The following is an 18,710-nucleotide window of genomic DNA, read 5'->3' as shown; positions in this document are numbered from 1 at the left end:
TGGGAGTTGCCGACCATGGAAGCCGAGGTCGCCAAGGGCAATGGTTTCGATTACGGCATGATCAACATTCCGGCCTGGATGGGCAAGCCCGCCAACTGGGCAGACTCGCACTCCTTCGTAATTCCCAACAATGTCGGTGTCACCATGACGCCGGAAAAGCGCGCCGCGGTTCTCGAAGTCATCCGATGGATGAACGTGAACTCGTTGGAATGGGCGGCCGCCGGCCATATCCCGGCCTATCTGCCGGTCAGCACATCCGCGGCCTACAAGGCGCTCAAACCGCAGTCGGATTACGCCGCCATGGCGCTCGATGCCTTCTACATGCCGAAGACCCCGCTCACCGGTGCCGCGTCCAAGTTCGATGACGACTGGCAGAACATGGTGTCCGGCCCGCTGAATGGCGAAGGTGATGTGAAGGAAACGCTTGAGAAGTTTCGGGACCACATGAACTCTCAGTGACGTTCTCCTTCAACGATCCCCAGGGGCCATACTCTCCCCTGGGGCTGGTCAACCAAGGTAGGTAACAGATGGCGGCAGTCAGCAACAGGAAGCAGGACAATATGATTGCCGCGCTGCTGGTTGCGCCGGCCGTCATCACCTTTCTGCTCATTTTTGCCTATCCGACCTTGCGCATGGTGGCGATGAGCCTGACCAATGCGCCGCTGATCGGCCCGGGCGAATGGGTGGGCCTTGACAATTACGTACGCCAGCTTGCCTCAGCTCAATTGCAAAAGGCGCTTGCGAATACGCTATACTTCATCGTTCTGACCGTCATCCCCGGCACGTTTCTCGCATTGTTCATCGCCATGGGCATTAACCGCTTGAGTGGGCGCACACAGATGCTGGTCCTCGCGTGCTTTTTCCTGCCCTCCATCCTGCCGGTTTCAGTCGTGACCCAGATCTGGACCTGGATCGCCAATATGCAATACGGCGTCATCCAGAACGTCATTGGCCTGTTTACCGGCGGCCGGCCGCTGCCGGTGCTGCGTTCGCCGACTTATTTCATGCCTTCCGTCGCAGTCGTCACGATCTGGTGGACGATCGGCTTCAATATTCTCCTGTTCCTGGCTGGCCTGCGCAGCATTTCACCTGACGTTTACGAAGCAGCCGCGCTCGACAATGCCAACCGCTGGCGCGTGTTTTCGAGGATAACCTGGCCGCTGATCTGGCCCATCACGGCATTGGTATTGACGCTGCAGCTGATCGCACAGTTCAAGATTTTCGCGCAGCCCTATTTGCTTGGCTATTTCGCCCATACGCCAGCTGACGCTCAATCCGTTGTCATGAGCGTCATCTACGATCTCGCTTTCAAGCAGAACAAGGGCGGTGAAGGCGCGGCGGTCGCTACTATTCTGTTCGTCATCATTCTGATTGCCTCAGTCCTGCAATATCAGTTCCTGCGTGCGCGAGGCGAAAGATGAGCGACCGGATAAGCGATGCGCGAGCAGGCTCTGCGTCGGCAAGCCACCATGTCGCTGCCGGACGCTGGATCAGCCGCGCACTGACCGTGTTGACCGCGCTCGGCGCGCTGATCTGGTTCTTTCCCCTTTACTGGGCCATCGCAACATCGCTCAAATCGGACACCGAAGTGGTGAGCAAAACGGCCGGGCTTTTCCCAAAAGCGCCGACGCTGGAGCCTTATCGCTATGTGATCGAACGCTCCAGCATTATACAATGGTATATCAACTCGGTCGCGACGTCAGCGATTGTCGCGGCTCTGGTGCTTGCGATGAGCCTCTGCTGCGCCTATGCGCTCAGTCAAATCCAGTTTCCGGGCCGCCGCCTGATTTATGGCGCGCTGATTGCCTCGGTGATGGTCCCGACTGAAGCGCTCATCATCAATCATTTCGTGCTGATGAACTCCTTCGGACTGATCAATACCTGGGGCGGCATTGTTCTGCCACAGTTGGTGGTGCCGTCGGTCATCATCATCCTGAAGCAGTTCTTCGACCAGATCCCGAGGGAATTTCGCGAGGCGGCAATGCTCGACAATGCCGGGCACCTGAGAACGCTTTGGAAGATCTACGTACCAATGAACTGGGGAGTGATTACCGCGCTCGCCATAACCACATTTATTGCGGCATGGAACAATTTCCTATGGCCTTTCCTGGTCGCTACATCGGATGCGACAATCACCATTCCGGTTGGCATTACCCAGGTGAAGGACGTCTTCGGCGTGCGTTTCGCCAAGGACATGGCTGCGGCGGTATTGGCGGGTCTTCCGGTTGCCATTCTTTACCTCCTCTTCCAAAGACAAATCACCCGCGCCATCATGCTTTCCGCCGGAATAAAGGGATAATAGGCGGGCGATTGAAGCGCGCATCGCGCAGTTGACGCTTGCAGCAAACAACTCGCCGCGTCGCCTGGGCATCATCTCAAGCATGGTGGTCACCGTCCCGGCCCACACTAAGGGCCGCGCTGTGGCGAGCTCGACCGGTTCCGCGGCTTTGACGAGGTGCGGCGGTAATATCGTGATGCCATCCGCATACCGCCCTAGGTTCGGATTGAACGACTTATATCAGGCCGGCCGCAAAAGTGAGAGACTGCGTCCTCGGAGTTGCAAGACTTGCTCGTCGACCATGCCCCGATGTCGCGCATCAGGATTCGATGTCGACAGTTCCAGCGCCCAGTGCTTGTCGCCTGGCAAGGTAAATCCGACATCGCCATCGTGAGGGTTGAACAGGATAAGAACGTCGTCCCAGCCCTCTTCAAATGGCTGGTCCCGCGACAGGCGCAAGCCGATTATTGTGTTTGCCTCGTCCTCCCATTGCTCTTCCGTCTGCTCGCCGCCACCGGCGTTGAGCCATGTGACGATCAGGCCGTCGCGCCAATTTTCTCGTCTAAGGATGGAATGTTCCTGTCGTAGAGTAATCACGTGTTTTGTGAAGCTTCGAAGCGCTTCGGAACTGCCATGGCGATCGTCCCAATGCAGCCAGCTGAGCTCACTATCCTGGCAGTAGCCATTGTTGTTGCCCATCTGGCTGCGGCCGAATTCATCTCCCGCCATCAGCATTGGCGTGCCATGCGACAAGAATAGGGTGGCGAGAAAATTCCGCTTCTGGCGTTCCCGGATCGCGTTGATGCCTTCATCTTTCGTCGGGCCTTCAGCACCATAATTGAAGCTGCGGTTGTCGTCATGGCCGTCGTTGTTGTCTTCGCCATTGGCTTCATTGTGCTTGTCGTTGTAGGAAACAAGGTCATTGAGAGTGAAGCCGTCATGCGCGGCTATAAAGTTGACGCTTGCCCACGGACGGCGCCCACGAAGATCGTAGACATCACCTGAACCCAAAATGCGCGCGGCGAAATCCCGCGGCGTGCCGTGGGTGCCCTTCCAATAGTCGCGCACCGTGTCACGATATTTATCGTTCCATTCCACCCAACCCGGCGGGAAACCGCCGACCTGATATCCGCCAGGCCCGATATCCCATGGCTCGCCGATGAGCTTGACCTTTGAGAGGACGGGATCCTGACCGACCGCATCGAAAAAGCCGCTGCGCTGGTCAAAACCTTGGGGTTCACGGCCGAGAATAGTGCCGAGATCGAAGCGGAAACCGTCTATGTGCATCACTTCAGCCCAGTAGCGAAGTGAGTCGGTCACCATCTGCAGTACGCGCGGATGAGAAGTGTTGATGGTATTGCCGGTGCCAGTGTCGTTGACATAGTAGCGGGGCTGGTCCGCAAGAGTGCGATAATAAGAGAAGTTATCGATGCCCTTGAATGAGAGGGTCGGGCCGAGCTCATTGCCCTCCGCCGTGTGGTTGTAGACGACATCCAGGATCACTTCGATACCGGCGTCGTGGAAGGCGCGCACCATATCGCGAAAACCTGCAAGACCCTTGGGACCATAATAGCGAGAGGCCGGGGCAAAGAAGCCGAGGGTATTATAACCCCAGTAGTTACGAAGGCCCTTATCGAGCAGATGGCTGTCATCGGGAAAATAGTGGATGGGAAGGAGCTCGATCGAGGTGACGCCGAGGCTTTTCACATAATCGACGATCGCTGCCTGCCCCAGGCCATCAAACGTACCACGCAGCTGCTCCGGAATTGCCGGATGCAGCATTGTCATCCCTTTCACATGGGCCTCATAGAAAATCGTTCGCGACCAGGGGACGGATGGCTTTTGGGTCGGGGCTTCCTCACGAATATCGACGACGCGACATTTCGGCATTCGAGCCGCACTGTCCGTCTCGTCAAAGGAAAGATCCTTCTGCTCATCATTGAGAATATAGGCGAACTGGGCTTGCGACCAATCTACATCGCCCACGAGCTCACGGGCATAGGGGTCGACGAGCAGCTTGTTCGGATTGAAGCGATGACCTCTTTCTGGATCGAATGGACCATGGACGCGGTAACCATACAAGGCGCCCGCTTCCAATCCCGGAACATATCCATGCCAGATCTCATTGGTATATTCCGGCAGGACGAGCCGCTCGATCTCCTCCTTGCCGTCTTCGTCAAAAAGACAGAGCTCCACCTTTTGCGCATAAGCACTGAAGAGTGCGAAGTTGACGCCTCGCCCGTCACAGGTTGCTCCCAGGCAGGTAAAATCACCGGGCTCGATCTCATGGTGCTTGCCATTTTCCGTCATGAATCCCTCTTTGCTGGCGCACAATGGAAACACCGCAGCGATACGCATTGTTCCGGCAGCTTGGCTTTGTGTGCCGATTGGCGGAACCGTCAGCTGTGTTCGACGAGAACAGAGATAGGATGATCAGCAAACAGTTCCGCGGCCGAAAGATCGCCCGCCGGCAATGTCCTATCCGTTAGCAGCTGCCGCAGCGGTCTCCGCAATCCTTGCGGCATGATGACAATCGCCTCGTTCCAGGCATCCGAAGAGCGGCTATCAATAAGACGCGGTATGATCGTGACCGCTATGTCCAGCTCGTGAACGCGAGCAAATGCCACCAGGTTATCCGCTTGCTTACCCCTGGTTTTCAGCGGCACATATTTGCCTTCAAGAAAAAGAGAGGGATGACGACGGCGATAGTGCAGCACCTCGCGGATGATCTTTCGCTTCAACGACGCCGCCTTGGATGCATGGGTGTCGGCCGGTGTTTGTGTATCAGCCCATAGGTGGTCGACCGGTCTGCGATTATCCGGATCGACTAGGCTGAAATCGAGTCCCTCCGTGCCCTGATAGATGTCGGGAATGCCGGGAGCCGTGAGTTTGATGAGCAGTTGCGACAGGGTGTTGCGATAGCCGAATTCCTCAAAGGGGCGCAGCGTGTGGTCGAAATCGTTCATGAATTTGTCATTTTCAACCGAAAGCAATGCGGCAGCATAAGCCTGAACCGCGTGTTCGTAGGCTGGATTTTCCTCCTCCCAATCCGTTCGAAGTTTTGCCTCACGCATCGCTTTCAGAATATAGGCCGTAAATCGATCCTTCAGGGCGTCCAGATTGGTTTTTTCTACGTGTTCCGGCCAGATACCGGCCAGCGCCTGATACAGCATCCATTCGACATTCGGTTCCGGTGCCGCCCGGTCGGCAAGGTTAGAGCGAAACGAAGAATTCATATTGCACCACCGCCCCACGGCAGTACTCCAGACATCAGGATCCTGGGTAAGGCTGTAAAGGCGGGCACGGGCATCTTCCCCGCGCTTCGTATCATGCGTCGAGGTTGTCGAAAGGCCGAGGCGTTGCCACCGAAACCGGTCCTCCATGAATTGGTGAAAGGCGGCCACCGGTTTTGGCGAGACGTCGGGCTGACCTCCCACCTCGTTCATGGCAATCAAGCGGTTGTATCGATAAAATAGCGTATCCTCGACCGATTTTGCCATCACCGGCCCGCTTAACTGCTGAAATCGCGCACGAAACTCGCGCGCCTCCGCACCGGGGATATCGCCTTTCAAGAGGCGACCCAATGCCTCCAGGGCGTCAGGAGCTGGCAGTCTGACACGCGCCTGATCAATGGCGCCGTCTATGAATGATTCATCCCGCATCGACGCGGCTTCCCGATAACCATAGGTGCGATAGACTGGAAAGGCGGTAAGCAGCTCGCGAAGTGCGCAAGAGATTGCCATCTCGTTGAAGTCGGGAAAGATCGAACGCGCCAACATTTGCAAGCGTGACGTCTCGCCTGCAAAATTGCGCTCGATCATCAGCAGTTTGGCCTTGCGCAGACCTGCCGCGAAGTCGGCATCTTCCCCGTTGACCGCCCTATACGCGCGATCCAATTTGCGCAGTCCGTTCTCACTGACGAAAAGATCGGCCATGGCGGCGATGAATTCGTAGCCGGTCGTTCCCGAAACAGGCCAATCCGCCGGCAGCGTCTCTCCATGCGCTAAAATCTTCTCGACCACGATGAACGTATGAACGCCAACGGCCTGACGTAAACGCTCGAGATAGGTCTTCGGATCGGCCAGTCCATCGATGTGATCGATGCGAAGGCCCTGGACTTGCCCGGCACGAACCAATTCGACGATCAGCCGATGGGTGTCGTTGAAAACCTTTTCGTCTTCCACCCGCATGCCAACCAATGCTGCAACCTCGAAGAAACGCCGATAGCTAAGGTTTTGAGCGGCCTCCTTCCAGTAGCACAATTGCCAGTGTTGTGCGCCGAGAAGCTTGTTCATCGCCGCAGCATTCGTCGAAAAAGCGCTCAACCGCTCTTTGTCCTTTCCAATCTGCGCCGCGAGATTTTTGGTACTTTCGTCCGACAACGGAAGCAGATTGGAAAAATAGGCCAAATAGATACGGTCGTCGGCGGGTTCATAGTGGAGACGGAGTTCTCCGGCAGCCAGAGCTTCTTCAAATGGCTTTCCCAGCAAAGGCAATGTCAGCTTCCGACGCCAGTCAATATCGAAATGGCCGGCGTAGACGCTGTTCGATCCGTGTCGCAAAACATCGCGCCACCAGATATTTTCCAAGGATGCGGCCATATGGTTGGGCACGATATCAAGGATCAGGCCCAGCCCGGCATCCTGCAGGCTCGCACAAAAGGCGTCGAAGCCGGCGCGACCGCCAAGCACCGGGTCGATTTCGTTCGGATCCGTGACATCGTAGCCATGTGTCGATCCACGCGTGGCAGCGAAGATCGGCGAAGCATAGACGTGGCTGATGCCGAGATCTTTGAGATAGGGGACCAGCTCCGTTGCTCTTTTGAAGGTGACCTCCCCGCGAAATTGCAGGCGGTAGGTAGATGTCAAAACGGTCATGGTTTTCCTCACAAGCGTCTGCGCCTTTACCAACGGCGCTACAAGACATCTGTTCCGCGCTTCGGAACCGTTGCCGATAGGACGCGTTTGGAAGCGGGAAACTGCAATCTCATCAACGGACGAAGTCCCATGCTCCACAGCTTCGCGTTTGGACCTCAAGTCAAGGAGGATGCCGTCCTATTTCGCTTATGGGCGCCCTTGCTGGAGCGAGTGCTCGTCCGCATCGAGCAGCGTGGGGAATGGACAATGCAGCCAGGACAAGACGGCTGGCATATGGTCGAGGTCGCCCATGTGCGCGCCGGCGACCGCTACAAATTCGTTCTGCCCGACGGCCTTGAGGTACCGGATCCCGCCTCGCGTTTCCAACCAGACGATGTCCATGGACCCAGCGAACTCGTCGATCCGCGATTCGAATGGCGAACGGACGAATGGCAGGGTCTTCGCTGGCAGGACATTGTCATATATGAGCTACATCTCGGTGCCTTCACGCAGACCGGCACCTTTCTGTCGGCCATCGAAAAGCTCGACCATTTGCAGCGCCTTGGCATAACCGCCATCCAACTCATGCCACTTTCTGATTTTCGTGGTCGATATGGCTGGGGTTACGACGGTGTTTTGCCATACGCACCGGATAGCAGCTACGGCCGTCCCGAAGATCTGAAAATGCTTGTCGATGCAGCGCATGAGCGCGGTATCTGTGTCTTCCTTGACGTCGTCTATAACCACTTCGGACCGGACGGGAATTATCTACCGCTCTTAGCGCCGATCTTCAGCGGTCGGCATGAGAGCTTCTGGGGCAAGGGCCTGAATTACGACGGCGAAGGGAGCCGTTTCGTTCGTGATTTCGTCATCGAGAACGCGATCTATTGGCTAACCGAATTTCGGATGGACGGTTTGCGGCTCGATGCCGTTCACGCGATGAAGGATGATAGTGATCCGCATATTCTGACCGAACTGGCGGATCGTGTCAGACGGGCGTTTCCCGATCGTCGTGTTCATTTGATCCTCGAAAATGAAGATAATGAATCCGGTCTTTTGGCACGGGATAACGACGGCAGGCCATGCCATTTTACCGCGCAATGGAACGACGATATCCATCATGCTCTCCACGTAGCGGCAACGGGGGAGACATTCGGCTATTATGAGGACTATATCGATTATCGATCACGTTTGTGTCGCGCCCTTTGCGAAGGCTTCGCATTTCAGGGGGAGCATATGGGATATCGAGGTCGATCGAGAGGATCGCCAAGCGCCCACCTGCCTCCGACGGCCTTCATCTGCTTCATTCAAAATCACGACCAAATCGGCAACCGGGCACGAGGCGACCGCATGGTCTGTTCCCACTCGCTTGAGGCGATAAAAGCCATTACAGCGATTTACCTGCTCTCGCCGCAAATCCCGATGCTGTTCATGGGGGAGGAATGGGGAGCCGTCGAGCCCTTTCCGTTCTTTTGCGACTTTGATGAGGAGCTGAACAGAAAGGTCAGACTGGGGCGCAAGGAAGAACTGAGACGTTTGCCCGGCTTTCATGCGGATGATGCGCCCGACCCGACGTCACAAGCCACCTTTCGCAGCGCGAAGCTGCGCTGGGAGGCAATCGAAGCAAACGAAGCTCTTGCCGACTATTATCGGTTGTTGATAAGGCTCCGGCATCAAAAGATCGTACCGCTTCTTTACCAAGCGCGCAGTTGCACAGCCGCGCACGGCGCTGACCATCCACTCATTCGAATTCAGTGGCAAATGGAGACAGCAACCCTTCATCTTGTAGCTAATTTATCGGATAGGGCTGTTGTTCAGACCGGACCAGTCCCAGGTCAGACGATATTTGCATCGGATGGCATCACTGACAACTCGATCGGTCCCTGGGCCGTCGCCTGGAGCCTGTCATAAGCGCTTTTGCGAAACGAACAGCTCCATCGACACCGACATGAATTCAGCAAGCGAACGACCGCGAGGAAGTCGGTATCTCTGTCTCCATTCTAAGCTTGTCACAATACCAAACCGACTACCCTTCGGCGCTCGTCGCCTTCGCCAGGGCACCGACGATGGCTTCGTCGCTGAATGGCTTGCCGATCACCGCAATCGCTCCTTCGCGGCCATAGCCCACCCGTTCGGGACTGCCCGTCACGAAGATAACCTTTATCCCGAAACGATCTGTCAGTCGGCGCGCAAGCCCTCCTCCGCTATGGCCGTCGGCCAAGCCGAGATCCACGAGAGCAACTTGAGCTTTCGAAGCATAGGCCAGAGCTTGCTCTACGGTCGCAAAGGGGCCCACGATTTCGTGGCCAGCTTCAACTGCAATGCGCTCCAATTCGAGCGCCACCAGGGCCTCGTCTTCGACGATCATAACCTTCATTGTCACCGGTAACCTCCTCGCAAAATAAGATGGATCCAATTGGGAGAAAGGCTCAGGTCCGCCACCGCACGGATATGCTCGACACGCGGTAGCAACAGTACCTTTACCCTTCGAAAGCCCTTAGCCTTCAGGATTGCTCACCTCCTCATCGCCAAAGAAAAACATCAACGTTGAAAGGGGCGCGAGATCGAGAAGAAGGGACTGCGCCCGTCCGTGCGCCGGGAAATCGTCGGTGGCGCGATCGCCGAAGTCGGTGCCTGCCCCACCATAAACCGAAGCATCGGTATTGAGTATCTGCCGCCATCGCCCATTAAAAGGTACGCCTATCCTATATCCCTCTCGGAAAACCGGCGTAAAATTCGAGACGACGAGAGCCGCCGACCGCCTTGTGGCATCGAAGCGCAGCATCGCCAACACCGAGTGTTCGGCATCATCGGCAACCGCCCACTCGAAGCCGTCCGGCGCGATATCACCATGCTGCAGGCAGGGAAAATGCCTGTAAATTCGGTTCAAATCGCGTACCAACCGCTGCACGCCGGTATGAGAGGCTTCGTCCAGGACGTCCCACTCGACAGAGCCGTCATGGTTCCATTCCGATCGTTGGCCGATCTCGCAGCCCATGAAGAGAAGCTTCTTGCCCGGGTGCCCCCACATGAAACCGAAAAGAGCGCGGAGATTGGCTATTTTCTGCCATTCGTCACCCGGCATCTTGCCGAGAAGCGAGCCTTTGCCGTGGACCACTTCATCATGCGAAAACGGTAGAATGAACCGCTCACTGTAAGTGTAGATCATTCCGAATGTCATCGAACCATGGTGGTATTTTCGATAAACCGGATCCTCGGACATGTAATGGAGCGTGTCGTGCATCCACCCCATATTCCATTTCATGTCAAAGCCTAGGCCGCCTTCGCTCGCTGATCTGGTGATGTTGGGAAAAGCAGTCGACTCCTCGGCGATCATCAGCACATGTGCATGGCGCTCATGAACAATGCTGTTCAGGTGCTTGAAGAACTCGATGGCCTCCAGGTTTTCGCGGCCACCATGATGGTTCGGAATCCACTCGCCTTCCGGGCGGCTGTAGTCGCGATACAGCATCGAGGCGACGGCATCCACGCGCAATCCGTCGACATGATAGCGATCGAGCCATTCAAGAGCGCTCGCGATCAGAAAGCCTTTGACCTCGCGGCGGCCGAGATTGTAGATCAGCGTGTTCCAGTCGCGATGAAAGCCCTCTTTCGGATCTTCATGCTCGTAAAGCGCGGTCCCGTCAAAGCGCGCCAATCCCCACACATCGGTCGGAAAATGCGCTGGCACCCAGTCCAGGATGACGCCAATTCCCTGTTCGTGGCAGCGATCGACGAAATAGGCGAAATCGTCGGGCGTTCCGTAACGCCCGGTCGGCGCAAAGAGACCGAGCGGCTGATAGCCCCAGGATCCTCCAAAAGGATGTTCCATGATCGGCAGCAACTCGACATGGGTGAACCCCATTTCGCTGACATAGGGGATCAGTCGCTGCGAGAGTTCGACCCAATCCAGTGCGCGGCCGCCATCTTCCATATCGCGTAGCCAAGAGCCGGCATGAACCTCATAGATCGAAAGCGCCTTGCCCAGTTGCTCGGCGCCTCGCCGACTATCCATCCAGGCATGATCGTTCCAGCGGAAGGATTCCGATGAAGCGACCACCGAGGCTGTCGATGGTGCCGGCTCGGCGGCTCGCGCGACGGGATCGGCCTTCTGGGGAAGTCGGTTGCCGAAGCGATCGAGGATCTCGAACTTGTAGCGTTCGCCGACCGTGAGATGCGGAATGAATATCTCCCAGACACCTGCCTGCCGCCTAAGCCTCATCGGATGGCGACGCCCATCCCAGGCATTGAAGTCGCCGACAACGGATACGCGCGAAGCATTCGGCGCCCAAACGGCGAAGCGGACACCTGAAACGTCTTCGACGTTCGTGGGATTAGCGCCGAGCGCCTGCGTCAGGTCGTAATGCGTGCCTTCGGCGATAAGATGAAGATCCAGCTCGCCAAGCAATGGTGGGAAACTGTAGGGATCAGGCGTCACCTGGATTGCATCGGGCCACTGAATTCTCAAGGAATAGGCGTGGCGTTCGGCAAGCACGGCACCGAACAGACCGGCCGGATGCAGGAGGTTGGCCTGAGCCAACGGCAAACCACTGTCCCGGTCGAGGATTTCAACGCGCATTGCGCCGGGAAGATAGGTTCTCACACTGCAGCGACCGTCGACACCCTGATGGAAACCAAGGATCGAAAAAGGATCGCCATGGCGCCCCTCGATGAGGGCATTCATGGCATCCGCCTCCACACCGTAAAGAATGTCCGCGGCTTCCGTCATGAGCGGCTCTCCGAAAGGCGCATCAGAATGTCGGCAAATCCGCTTAGCGGAATTGGAAGCCACTTCGGACGATTTCTCGCCTCGTAGGCAATCTCATAGGCCGCCTTTTCCAAAAGAAAGATATCGATAAGTCGCCGTACTTCCGCAGGGGTTTTCGGCAAATCTCGCGATGCGGCCAGCGCTTCCATATAGGAGGTCAGAAAGATGCGTTCGGCATTCTCAGCAAAGCGCTGGATCACCTGCCTTCGGCGCGCGTCATGATGATCGGAAATCGCGTCGTTTTCGAGCATCGCGGCCGCTGAAAGGTAGTCAAGCGATCGCAATAGGCCGGCAGCGTCGCGCAAAGGGCTCGTCTTTGCCCGGCGCTCTGCGAGGTTTCGGGCCGGCTCGCCTTCAAAATCGATAATAACAGCGTCTCCTTCCGTCACCAGAATCTGGCCAAGGTGGAAATCGCCATGCGCGCGGGTCAGCAGCGTCCCCTTCGCCTCGTCCGCCAGTGCGGCGGCAAGTTTGATGATCCTTTCGCGTCCGCCCAGCAGCAGGGACACGCGGTCTGCGATCTCTGGGTCGACACTGTCTACCAGGTCGGTCAGTTTGGAAAAAGCATAGGTGATCTCGCCAGTGACCGCCTCGCGAATGACGGCCGTATCGCGCTGATCTGCCCGGCGTGGCGCAAAGGCTTCGTTTTGCGTTGGCTGTGCCAGCAGGACATGCAACTCTCCCAGCCGTTCACCAACCATGGCGACGAAATGCAAAAGCGGGCGCAACTGTTCGTCGGCGGTCTCAACCGCTGCTTCGGTGATGACGATCTCGTCGGCAGCACGCCGCAGATTGGAAAGCATCCAATTCCAGGCGTCGCCCTGGTTTCGGATAGCCCCTTGCACGATGATGAGCGTTGATCGGCGGCCTTCACCGTCGGTGCGCGCGACCTCGCCCAGAAGCGGCGCGGTGTGCTCATAGCCTTGCTCCGTCAGGTATCGCGTCATCTCGACTTCCGGATGGACGCCGACGAAGACATGGCGAATCAGCTTGATCATCGCCAAATCGCCGACGAGCAACGAGCTGTTGGATTGTTCAGCTGAAAGCCAACGGATCGGCATATCTTCTGTCAGTGCCAGGCAATCGAGTCGATCGGTGCCGATGAACTCGATGGTGCCGGTGCGTCCGCTGACTGTCGAGCGATCGCATAGGCCCTGCAGAATGCCACGCGCCATCGTCTCAACGGCAAAACCGTCGGTCAGGAACCCAACCCGCCTGCCCTGCCGGATACGGGCAAGGGAGAGCTGCTGGCCAAGCACGTTCGGCGCGGTGTCGTCCCATTCGGCGGCAAGCGGCAGCTGGTAGCTTTCCACATGATCCGGCAGAACAGCCTCGATCTCTCCCAGCACGATGCCATCGGCAAACGGTATCGGTGTCGCCGAGACGAGTCGCGCCTCCTGCAGTGCCTGGTCCTTGGCGCCGAACCAGCGCCGCTTCGAGAGGTAAGCGGGCAGAATATCCCTACTCAGAACCGCGGCATGCTGCGGCAGTTCGACAAGCTCCGTCAGGCTGCGTCTGATAACGACCGTGACGAAATCAATCAGTTGCTCTGGCGGCGCGGTGCGCCAGGCAGGCCCGTCAGCCTCGGCGTTCAACTGGAACCAGAAGAAGCCATAGGGAGGCAGAGTGAGCAGGTAAGTGAGCTGCCCGACCGGCGGGAACGGCGACATCCCCGTCAGCTCGACGGGAACACGCCCTTCGAATTGCTGCAGGTCGAGTTCAACGGCCTGGGGAACACGCGACAGGTTCGCCACGCATAGGATTACCTCTTCCTGGTATTCCCGCAGGTAGGCGAGCACCCGTCGATTACTTGGCGTCAAAAAGCGCAACGAACCTCGGCCGAAGGCACTATGTCGACCGCGCAACGCCAGCATTCGTCGAGTCCAATTCAGCAGGGAATGCGCGTCCGACACCTGCGCCTCGACATTCAATGCCTCGTAGCCGTAAAGAGGATCCGCGACCGGTGGCGACACGAGGCGCGCTGGATCGGCGCGCGAAAAGCCGGCGTTACGGTCTGGAGACCATTGCATGGGCGTGCGCACCCCATCTCGGTCGCCGAGATAAATATTGTCGCCCATGCCGATCTCATCGCCATAATAAACCACAGGCGTTCCGGGCATGGACAGCAGCAATGCGTTCATGAGCTCGATGCGACGGCGGTCGCGCTCCATCAACGGTGCCAGTCGACGACGGATGCCAAGATTAATGCGGGCGCGTTTGTCGGAAGCATACGTCTCCCACAGATAATCGCGTTCCGCATCGGTCACCATTTCGAGCGTCAGCTCATCGTGGTTTCGAAGAAAGATCGCCCATTGACAACTTTCGGGGATATCCGGCGTTTGACGCATAATGTCAGTGATCGGGAAGCGATCTTCCTTGGCAATCGCCATGTACATGCGCGGCATCAGGGGAAAATGGAATGCCATGTGGCATTCGTCGCCATCGCCGAAATATTCACGCGTATCCTCGGGCCACTGGTTTGCCTCGGCAAGGAGCATCACGCCGCGATGCGTTGCATCGAGCGCAGCGCGGATCTCCTTTAGGATCCGGTGGGTTTCCGGAAGATTTTCATTGTTGGTGCCCTCGCGTTCGACAAGATATGGTATCGCATCAAGCCGAAACCCGTCGATGCCGGTCTCGAGCCAGAAACGCATGACGTCGATAAGTTCCTTCATCACCAAAGGGTTGTCGAAATTGAGATCCGGCTGATGCGAATAGAAGCGATGCCAGTAGTACTGGCCGGCGACGGGATCGAAGGTCCAGTTCGACTTTTCGGTATCCAGAAAGATGATGCGGGTCTCTGGAAACCTCTGGTCGTTGTCCGACCAAACATAAAAATCCCGCTCGGGGCTTCCGGCTGGCGATTGCCGCGAGCGTTGGAACCAGGGATGTTGGTCGGACGTGTGATTGATAACGAGTTCGATAATCACACGGATGCCGCGTTGATGCGCGGCTGCAACGAACTTTCGAAAGTCGTCGAGCGTCCCATAGTCAGGGCTGACACTGCGATAGTCGGCAATGTCGTAGCCGTCGTCGCGTCGTGGTGAAGGAAAAAAAGGGAGAAGCCAAATCGCATTAACGCCGAGAGCGGCGATATAGTCGAGCTTCTGATAGAGGCCCTCGAAATCGCCGACTCCGTCGCCGTTGGCGTCATAAAAGGACTTGACGTGCAACTGATAGATGATCGCATCCTTGTACCAGAGCAAATCCTCGGCAATTCCGTTGTCGTTGTCCATAATAACAGCGGTGTTCATCTCACACCTCACCAGTCCTGACGCGCCAAATGGCGAAAGGCAAACGGGCCGGGTCCAGCCTGATCGTTTGCCATTTTCCTGTACGATTAAACCTTTGGCCGCTAACGAGGTCCTCGAAGGCAAGCGCCCCGTCATCCGCCGCGCCAAACCGCCAAAGCGGAAATTCCACGTTGCTTTCTTCTGGCGCGTGCGGATTGAGCGTTACGGCCACAAGAAGAACATTGTGGCGCCCGACGCTTGCTTTTTCATAGAACATGACGTTTGGGTTTGACGATGGCAGCAGCGTCAAGCCGAGATGCGAATGCAGCGCCGAATTATCCTTGCGAATGCGGTTGAGCATAGCGATTTCAGCTTTGATGTTGCCGGGCCTGTCATAGTCCCAGGCACGGATTTCGTATTTTTCGCTATCGGCGTATTCCTTGCGCTTGGCGTCGGGGCGACCCTCGCAAAGCTCGAAACCGTTATAAACACCCCACAGACCCGACAATGTCGCCGCCAGAACGGCCCTGATAAGATAGGCCGGACGAGGCGCGTTTTGCAGGAAGTCGGGATTGATGTCGTGTGTGTTGACGAAAAAATGCGGGCGGAAGAATTCCGTGACATCGCTCTGCGTAAGCTCGACTAGGTATTGCTCCAGCTCCGCTCTGGTGTTGCGCCATGTAAAATAGGTGTAGGACTGGGAAAACCCGATCTTTGCCAATCGGTACATGACCTTCGGTCTTGTGAACGCTTCTGAAAGGAAAGCAACTTCGGGATGACGCGCCCGGACGTCGCCGATCATCCATTCCCAGAAGGGAAAAGGCTTGGTATGCGGGTTGTCGACACGAAACAGCTTTATGCCTTCGTCGATCCACATCTCGACGATGTCACGCAGTTCGGCCCAGAGCGCCGGCACGGCGTCCTTCGCATAGAAATCGACATTGACGATATCTTCGTATTTCTTCGGCGGATTTTCCGCGTAACGGATCGTCCCGTCCGGTCGCCAGTCGAACCAGCCCGGATGTTGCTTTAGCCAGGGATGATCAGGGGATGCCTGAATCGCCAAGTCGAGCGCGATTTCCAATCCAAATCGCCTTGCTTCCGTCACCAGACGTTCGAAATCATCGAATTCTCCCAGAAGCGGATGAATGGCTTCATGCCCACCCGCCTGCGACCCGATCGCATAGGGACTGCCCGGATCCGCCGGCGCCGGCACGAGAGAGTTGTTGCGGCCCTTGCGGTTGGTCCGCCCGATCGGGTGGATCGGCGGGAAATAGAGTACATCGAAGCCCATGTCTCGGATTGCCGGCAAGCGCGCGATGACGTCGTCGAAGGTGCCATGACGATTGGGGTCGCCGCTTTGTGAGCGGGGAAAGATCTGATACCAGCTGGCAAAAGCAGCCTCGCGCCGCTCGGACTCGACGCCATAGGGTCGCGAGCGGGAGGCAAACGGACGGCGGTCGGCAAGCGCCATCAGCTCGCTTGTACGTGCGGCAAACAGCAATTCAAGTTTACCAGGTCCGTCCTGCCTCTCGAGCTCGGCAAGCAGCGCGGTCAATTCTGCTCTTTCGCCCGCCGCCATCGATATGGCAAAGTCGGTTGCGGCATCCCGGATCAACTCTTCGCCCTCGATCAGCTCCAGCCGCAAATCGAGCCGCGCTTCGCTCTTCTTGAGAAGCTCGTGGCGGAAGATGGCGTAGAGATTCTTCCAAGCTTCGATCCTGAATTCGAAGCGGCCGACACGATCGAGGAAGAACGATCCTTGCCACCGATCGTTTTCGGAAAGAACCATTTTCGATTGGCGCCAATCCAACTGGTCGTCGGCGCGATAAAGAAGGCAAGCCGATAGGAGGTCGTGGCCGTCCGCGAAGATGTCCGCCTCGACCGTGACGGTGTCACCGATGACGCGCTTGACCGGGAAACGGCCATCGTCAATCTGTGGCGTAATATCTTCGATGGCAATTCGCGGTGAGGCCGTCGCCTCACCAAGAGGTAGCTTCCCCTCGTCTGCCCTGACAACGGCGCGTGCGTTCGTCCTTAGCACGCATACATCGCCGGGGGCGATCCTGCGGCTGGTGATCGAGGTTTCGAGGGGCAGGAAAGGCGAGGCCAAGCGATGAACGATGTCGTCAGGCACCATCGCAGCGCCGCGCAGGTCTCGGTTGACGATAATCAGCCGCACCTTGTCAGCGATCCTGAGATCGGGCTGATCGGCTTGTGCGATGACTGTCACGTGGCTCGATGTCTCACATCGAAGGCATAATCGTCTTTGAGCGGCCTCGCTCTGCGCAGCGTTTAGATTGCGAACGGCCGCGCAAATATCGAAAGCGCCCTCGGCTTTCAAGGCGCGTAAGCCCTCTCCTCGACCGAAGGTTGGATCGAGCGGCAGGGAGACGCCGAATTCGAACCCCATGGGCACGAGAAGCCCATCGCCCAGTTCGGCTGCAAGATGAAGTGCGCGAACCGATTTGCGCTCGCGGATTTCCCTCCCCTCAGTGCCATGCGCCAGCCGCTTTCCGAAGGGCACTTCCGGAAAGGCGATCTGCGGCCCCAGCGACAGCTGGAGACGATGCTCCTCCAGAAACCAGCTCTCGCGCAGATCCCACCAGGCAAGCGAGGAGAATGCGCCGCTAAATCCGCACTCCCGCAATTCGGATCGCAGTGCGAAGTCGGTTCCAGGCGTATAGGCAAAGAATTTTGTTTCGGGCCTCACGGCCTTCGCGCTCTCGATCAGACGTCGCCAGTCTTGCGCGGGCAAGCTGTCGAGCTCGAGGACCCGATATCCCGCTATGCCGCAGGCGGCAAAGCGCGCCAGCCGCGCCTGCCACGCGTCAACCGCCGCGCCTTGGCACAGCGGCCTGGATGAAGGCAACGGCGACCGCCTTGGGTCAAGGGGGAGAGAGGCTGCGATGTCTGTCTTGTCCGAGTTCACCGCGAGATCGAGCATGAGCTCGACCCCTCTTTTTCGCGCGTCCTCCGCCAAGGCAAAAAGACCTTCTTCCGCATCTCCCTCAAGCTTGAGCGCCGGATCGAGGTGACTATAGTCGTCGGTGGAAAAAAGCCCGCCGTCGGCTGTTCTGAGAAAGGGTGGCGCAGAAAGAACGGTGTCGAAACCGAGTACGCTCGCGTGATCAAACGCTTCGTTCCATCGCTCTCGGCCCGCGAGGAGCAACGGATTTACATAGTAGATCCGCGGATGCCTAAACGCGGCGTCTGACTGAGTTGCGAACGTCATCAGGTAATTCTCCACGCATTACGCGGAAAGGAATTCTCGCCTCGGCGATCAGCGAAACTAACCTCCAAGCAGGTTAGTTGTTCCAATCGAAGCGACATCCACCTGAGCGATTAACGCACCATTTGACATCGAAAAGGGATCTGGGCCTGTCAGTAATTGATGCCCGCGGCGGTTGCCGATCACGGCAAATATGATGAGTTGGTTGAATTTTGAACGAAATTCAACACAGAGAACTGCGTGCGGACTTCTCTTTCACTGCTATGAGAGGGACCAGAAATCGAGAGACGACGCGGAACTTTTTCCCGTACGCAACATTGAACGGAGCACCGCAAGCGGGCGA

General features: G+C 57.2%; 10 protein-coding genes. 4 read left to right on the top strand and 6 right to left on the bottom strand.

Features of this window, described 5'->3' with window-relative positions; all coding sequences use genetic code 11:
- Positions 1 to 15 precede the first annotated feature (15 nt).
- From HGP12_RS33985 to HGP12_RS12415, 3 genes are all read left to right on the top strand, one after another.
- Positions 16 to 459, top strand: a complete 444-nt coding sequence (locus HGP12_RS33985) for a hypothetical protein (protein ID WP_246703347.1) — start codon at positions 16 to 18, stop codon at positions 457 to 459.
- Positions 460 to 527: 68 nt separating this feature from the next.
- Positions 528 to 1,421 carry a carbohydrate ABC transporter permease gene (locus tag HGP12_RS12420; RefSeq protein WP_168878919.1) on the top strand — a complete coding sequence of 298 codons (894 nt, stop codon included), beginning with the start codon at positions 528 to 530 and terminating at the stop codon, positions 1,419 to 1,421.
- A complete protein-coding gene (locus HGP12_RS12415; protein WP_168878918.1) occupies positions 1,418 to 2,299 on the top strand; it encodes a carbohydrate ABC transporter permease in 882 nt (293 codons plus the stop codon). Before HGP12_RS12420 ends, HGP12_RS12415 begins: the two co-directional genes overlap by 4 nt.
- A gap of 219 nt (positions 2,300 to 2,518) precedes the next feature.
- Here the strand turns inward: HGP12_RS12415 and glgX are convergent, their stop codons facing one another.
- Together glgX and treY are read right to left on the bottom strand one after the other, a co-directional pair.
- Positions 2,519 to 4,588: a glycogen debranching protein GlgX gene (gene glgX / locus HGP12_RS12410; protein WP_205926452.1), complete on the bottom strand. Its 2,070-nt coding sequence runs from the start codon at positions 4,586 to 4,588 to the stop codon at positions 2,519 to 2,521.
- A gap of 89 nt (positions 4,589 to 4,677) precedes the next feature.
- Entirely contained in the window at positions 4,678 to 7,155 is a 2,478-nt protein-coding gene (gene treY / locus HGP12_RS12405) for a malto-oligosyltrehalose synthase (RefSeq protein WP_168878916.1), read from the bottom strand.
- A gap of 129 nt (positions 7,156 to 7,284) precedes the next feature.
- On the opposite strand from treY, the gene treZ reads away from it, so the two are divergent.
- A complete protein-coding gene (gene treZ / locus HGP12_RS12400; protein ID WP_168878915.1) occupies positions 7,285 to 9,045 on the top strand; it encodes a malto-oligosyltrehalose trehalohydrolase in 1,761 nt (586 codons plus the stop codon).
- Positions 9,046 to 9,160: 115 nt separating this feature from the next.
- Here treZ and HGP12_RS12395 read toward each other — a convergent pair whose 3' ends face one another.
- The 4 genes from HGP12_RS12395 to HGP12_RS12380 form a co-directional block, all read right to left on the bottom strand.
- Complete coding sequence (locus HGP12_RS12395; protein ID WP_168840739.1) at positions 9,161 to 9,511, bottom strand: response regulator; 351 nt, start codon at positions 9,509 to 9,511, stop codon at positions 9,161 to 9,163.
- 120 nt (positions 9,512 to 9,631) lie between these two features.
- Positions 9,632 to 11,863, bottom strand: coding sequence for a 1,4-alpha-glucan branching protein GlgB (glgB, locus tag HGP12_RS12390; RefSeq protein WP_168878914.1), 2,232 nt, complete (start codon positions 11,861 to 11,863; stop codon positions 9,632 to 9,634).
- Positions 11,860 to 15,138 carry a maltose alpha-D-glucosyltransferase gene (gene treS, locus HGP12_RS12385; protein WP_168879128.1) on the bottom strand — a complete coding sequence of 1,093 codons (3,279 nt, stop codon included), beginning with the start codon at positions 15,136 to 15,138 and terminating at the stop codon, positions 11,860 to 11,862. Before treS ends, glgB begins: the two co-directional genes overlap by 4 nt.
- Before the next feature lie 19 nt (positions 15,139 to 15,157).
- Positions 15,158 to 18,370 carry a maltotransferase domain-containing protein gene (locus HGP12_RS12380; RefSeq protein WP_168878913.1) on the bottom strand — a complete coding sequence of 1,071 codons (3,213 nt, stop codon included), beginning with the start codon at positions 18,368 to 18,370 and terminating at the stop codon, positions 15,158 to 15,160.
- Positions 18,371 to 18,710 lie beyond the last annotated feature (340 nt).

This window comes from Rhizobium sp. P28RR-XV (assembly GCF_012641385.1).
Taxonomy (GTDB): Bacteria; Pseudomonadota; Alphaproteobacteria; order Rhizobiales; family Rhizobiaceae; genus Rhizobium.
Note: the sequence above shows the minus strand (reverse complement) of the source record. Positions and strands in the feature narration are given on the sequence as shown.

What these genes read in the sequence shown, in the direction of transcription:
- HGP12_RS12380 (WP_168878913.1), bottom strand. Translation starts at nt 18,370, where the DNA reads ATGACGTTCGCAACTCAGTCAGACGCCGCGTTTAGGCATCCGCGGATC.
- treZ (WP_168878915.1), top strand. Translation starts at nt 7,285, where the DNA reads ATGCTCCACAGCTTCGCGTTTGGACCTCAAGTCAAGGAGGATGCCGTC.
- HGP12_RS12420 (WP_168878919.1), top strand. Translation starts at nt 528, where the DNA reads ATGGCGGCAGTCAGCAACAGGAAGCAGGACAATATGATTGCCGCGCTG.
- glgX (WP_205926452.1), bottom strand. Translation starts at nt 4,588, where the DNA reads ATGACGGAAAATGGCAAGCACCATGAGATCGAGCCCGGTGATTTTACC.
- HGP12_RS33985 (WP_246703347.1), top strand. Translation starts at nt 16, where the DNA reads ATGGAAGCCGAGGTCGCCAAGGGCAATGGTTTCGATTACGGCATGATC.
- treS (WP_168879128.1), bottom strand. Translation starts at nt 15,138, where the DNA reads ATGGACAACGACAACGGAATTGCCGAGGATTTGCTCTGGTACAAGGAT.
- treY (WP_168878916.1), bottom strand. Translation starts at nt 7,155, where the DNA reads ATGACCGTTTTGACATCTACCTACCGCCTGCAATTTCGCGGGGAGGTC.
- HGP12_RS12395 (WP_168840739.1), bottom strand. Translation starts at nt 9,511, where the DNA reads ATGAAGGTTATGATCGTCGAAGACGAGGCCCTGGTGGCGCTCGAATTG.
- glgB (WP_168878914.1), bottom strand. Translation starts at nt 11,863, where the DNA reads ATGACGGAAGCCGCGGACATTCTTTACGGTGTGGAGGCGGATGCCATG.
- HGP12_RS12415 (WP_168878918.1), top strand. Translation starts at nt 1,418, where the DNA reads ATGAGCGACCGGATAAGCGATGCGCGAGCAGGCTCTGCGTCGGCAAGC.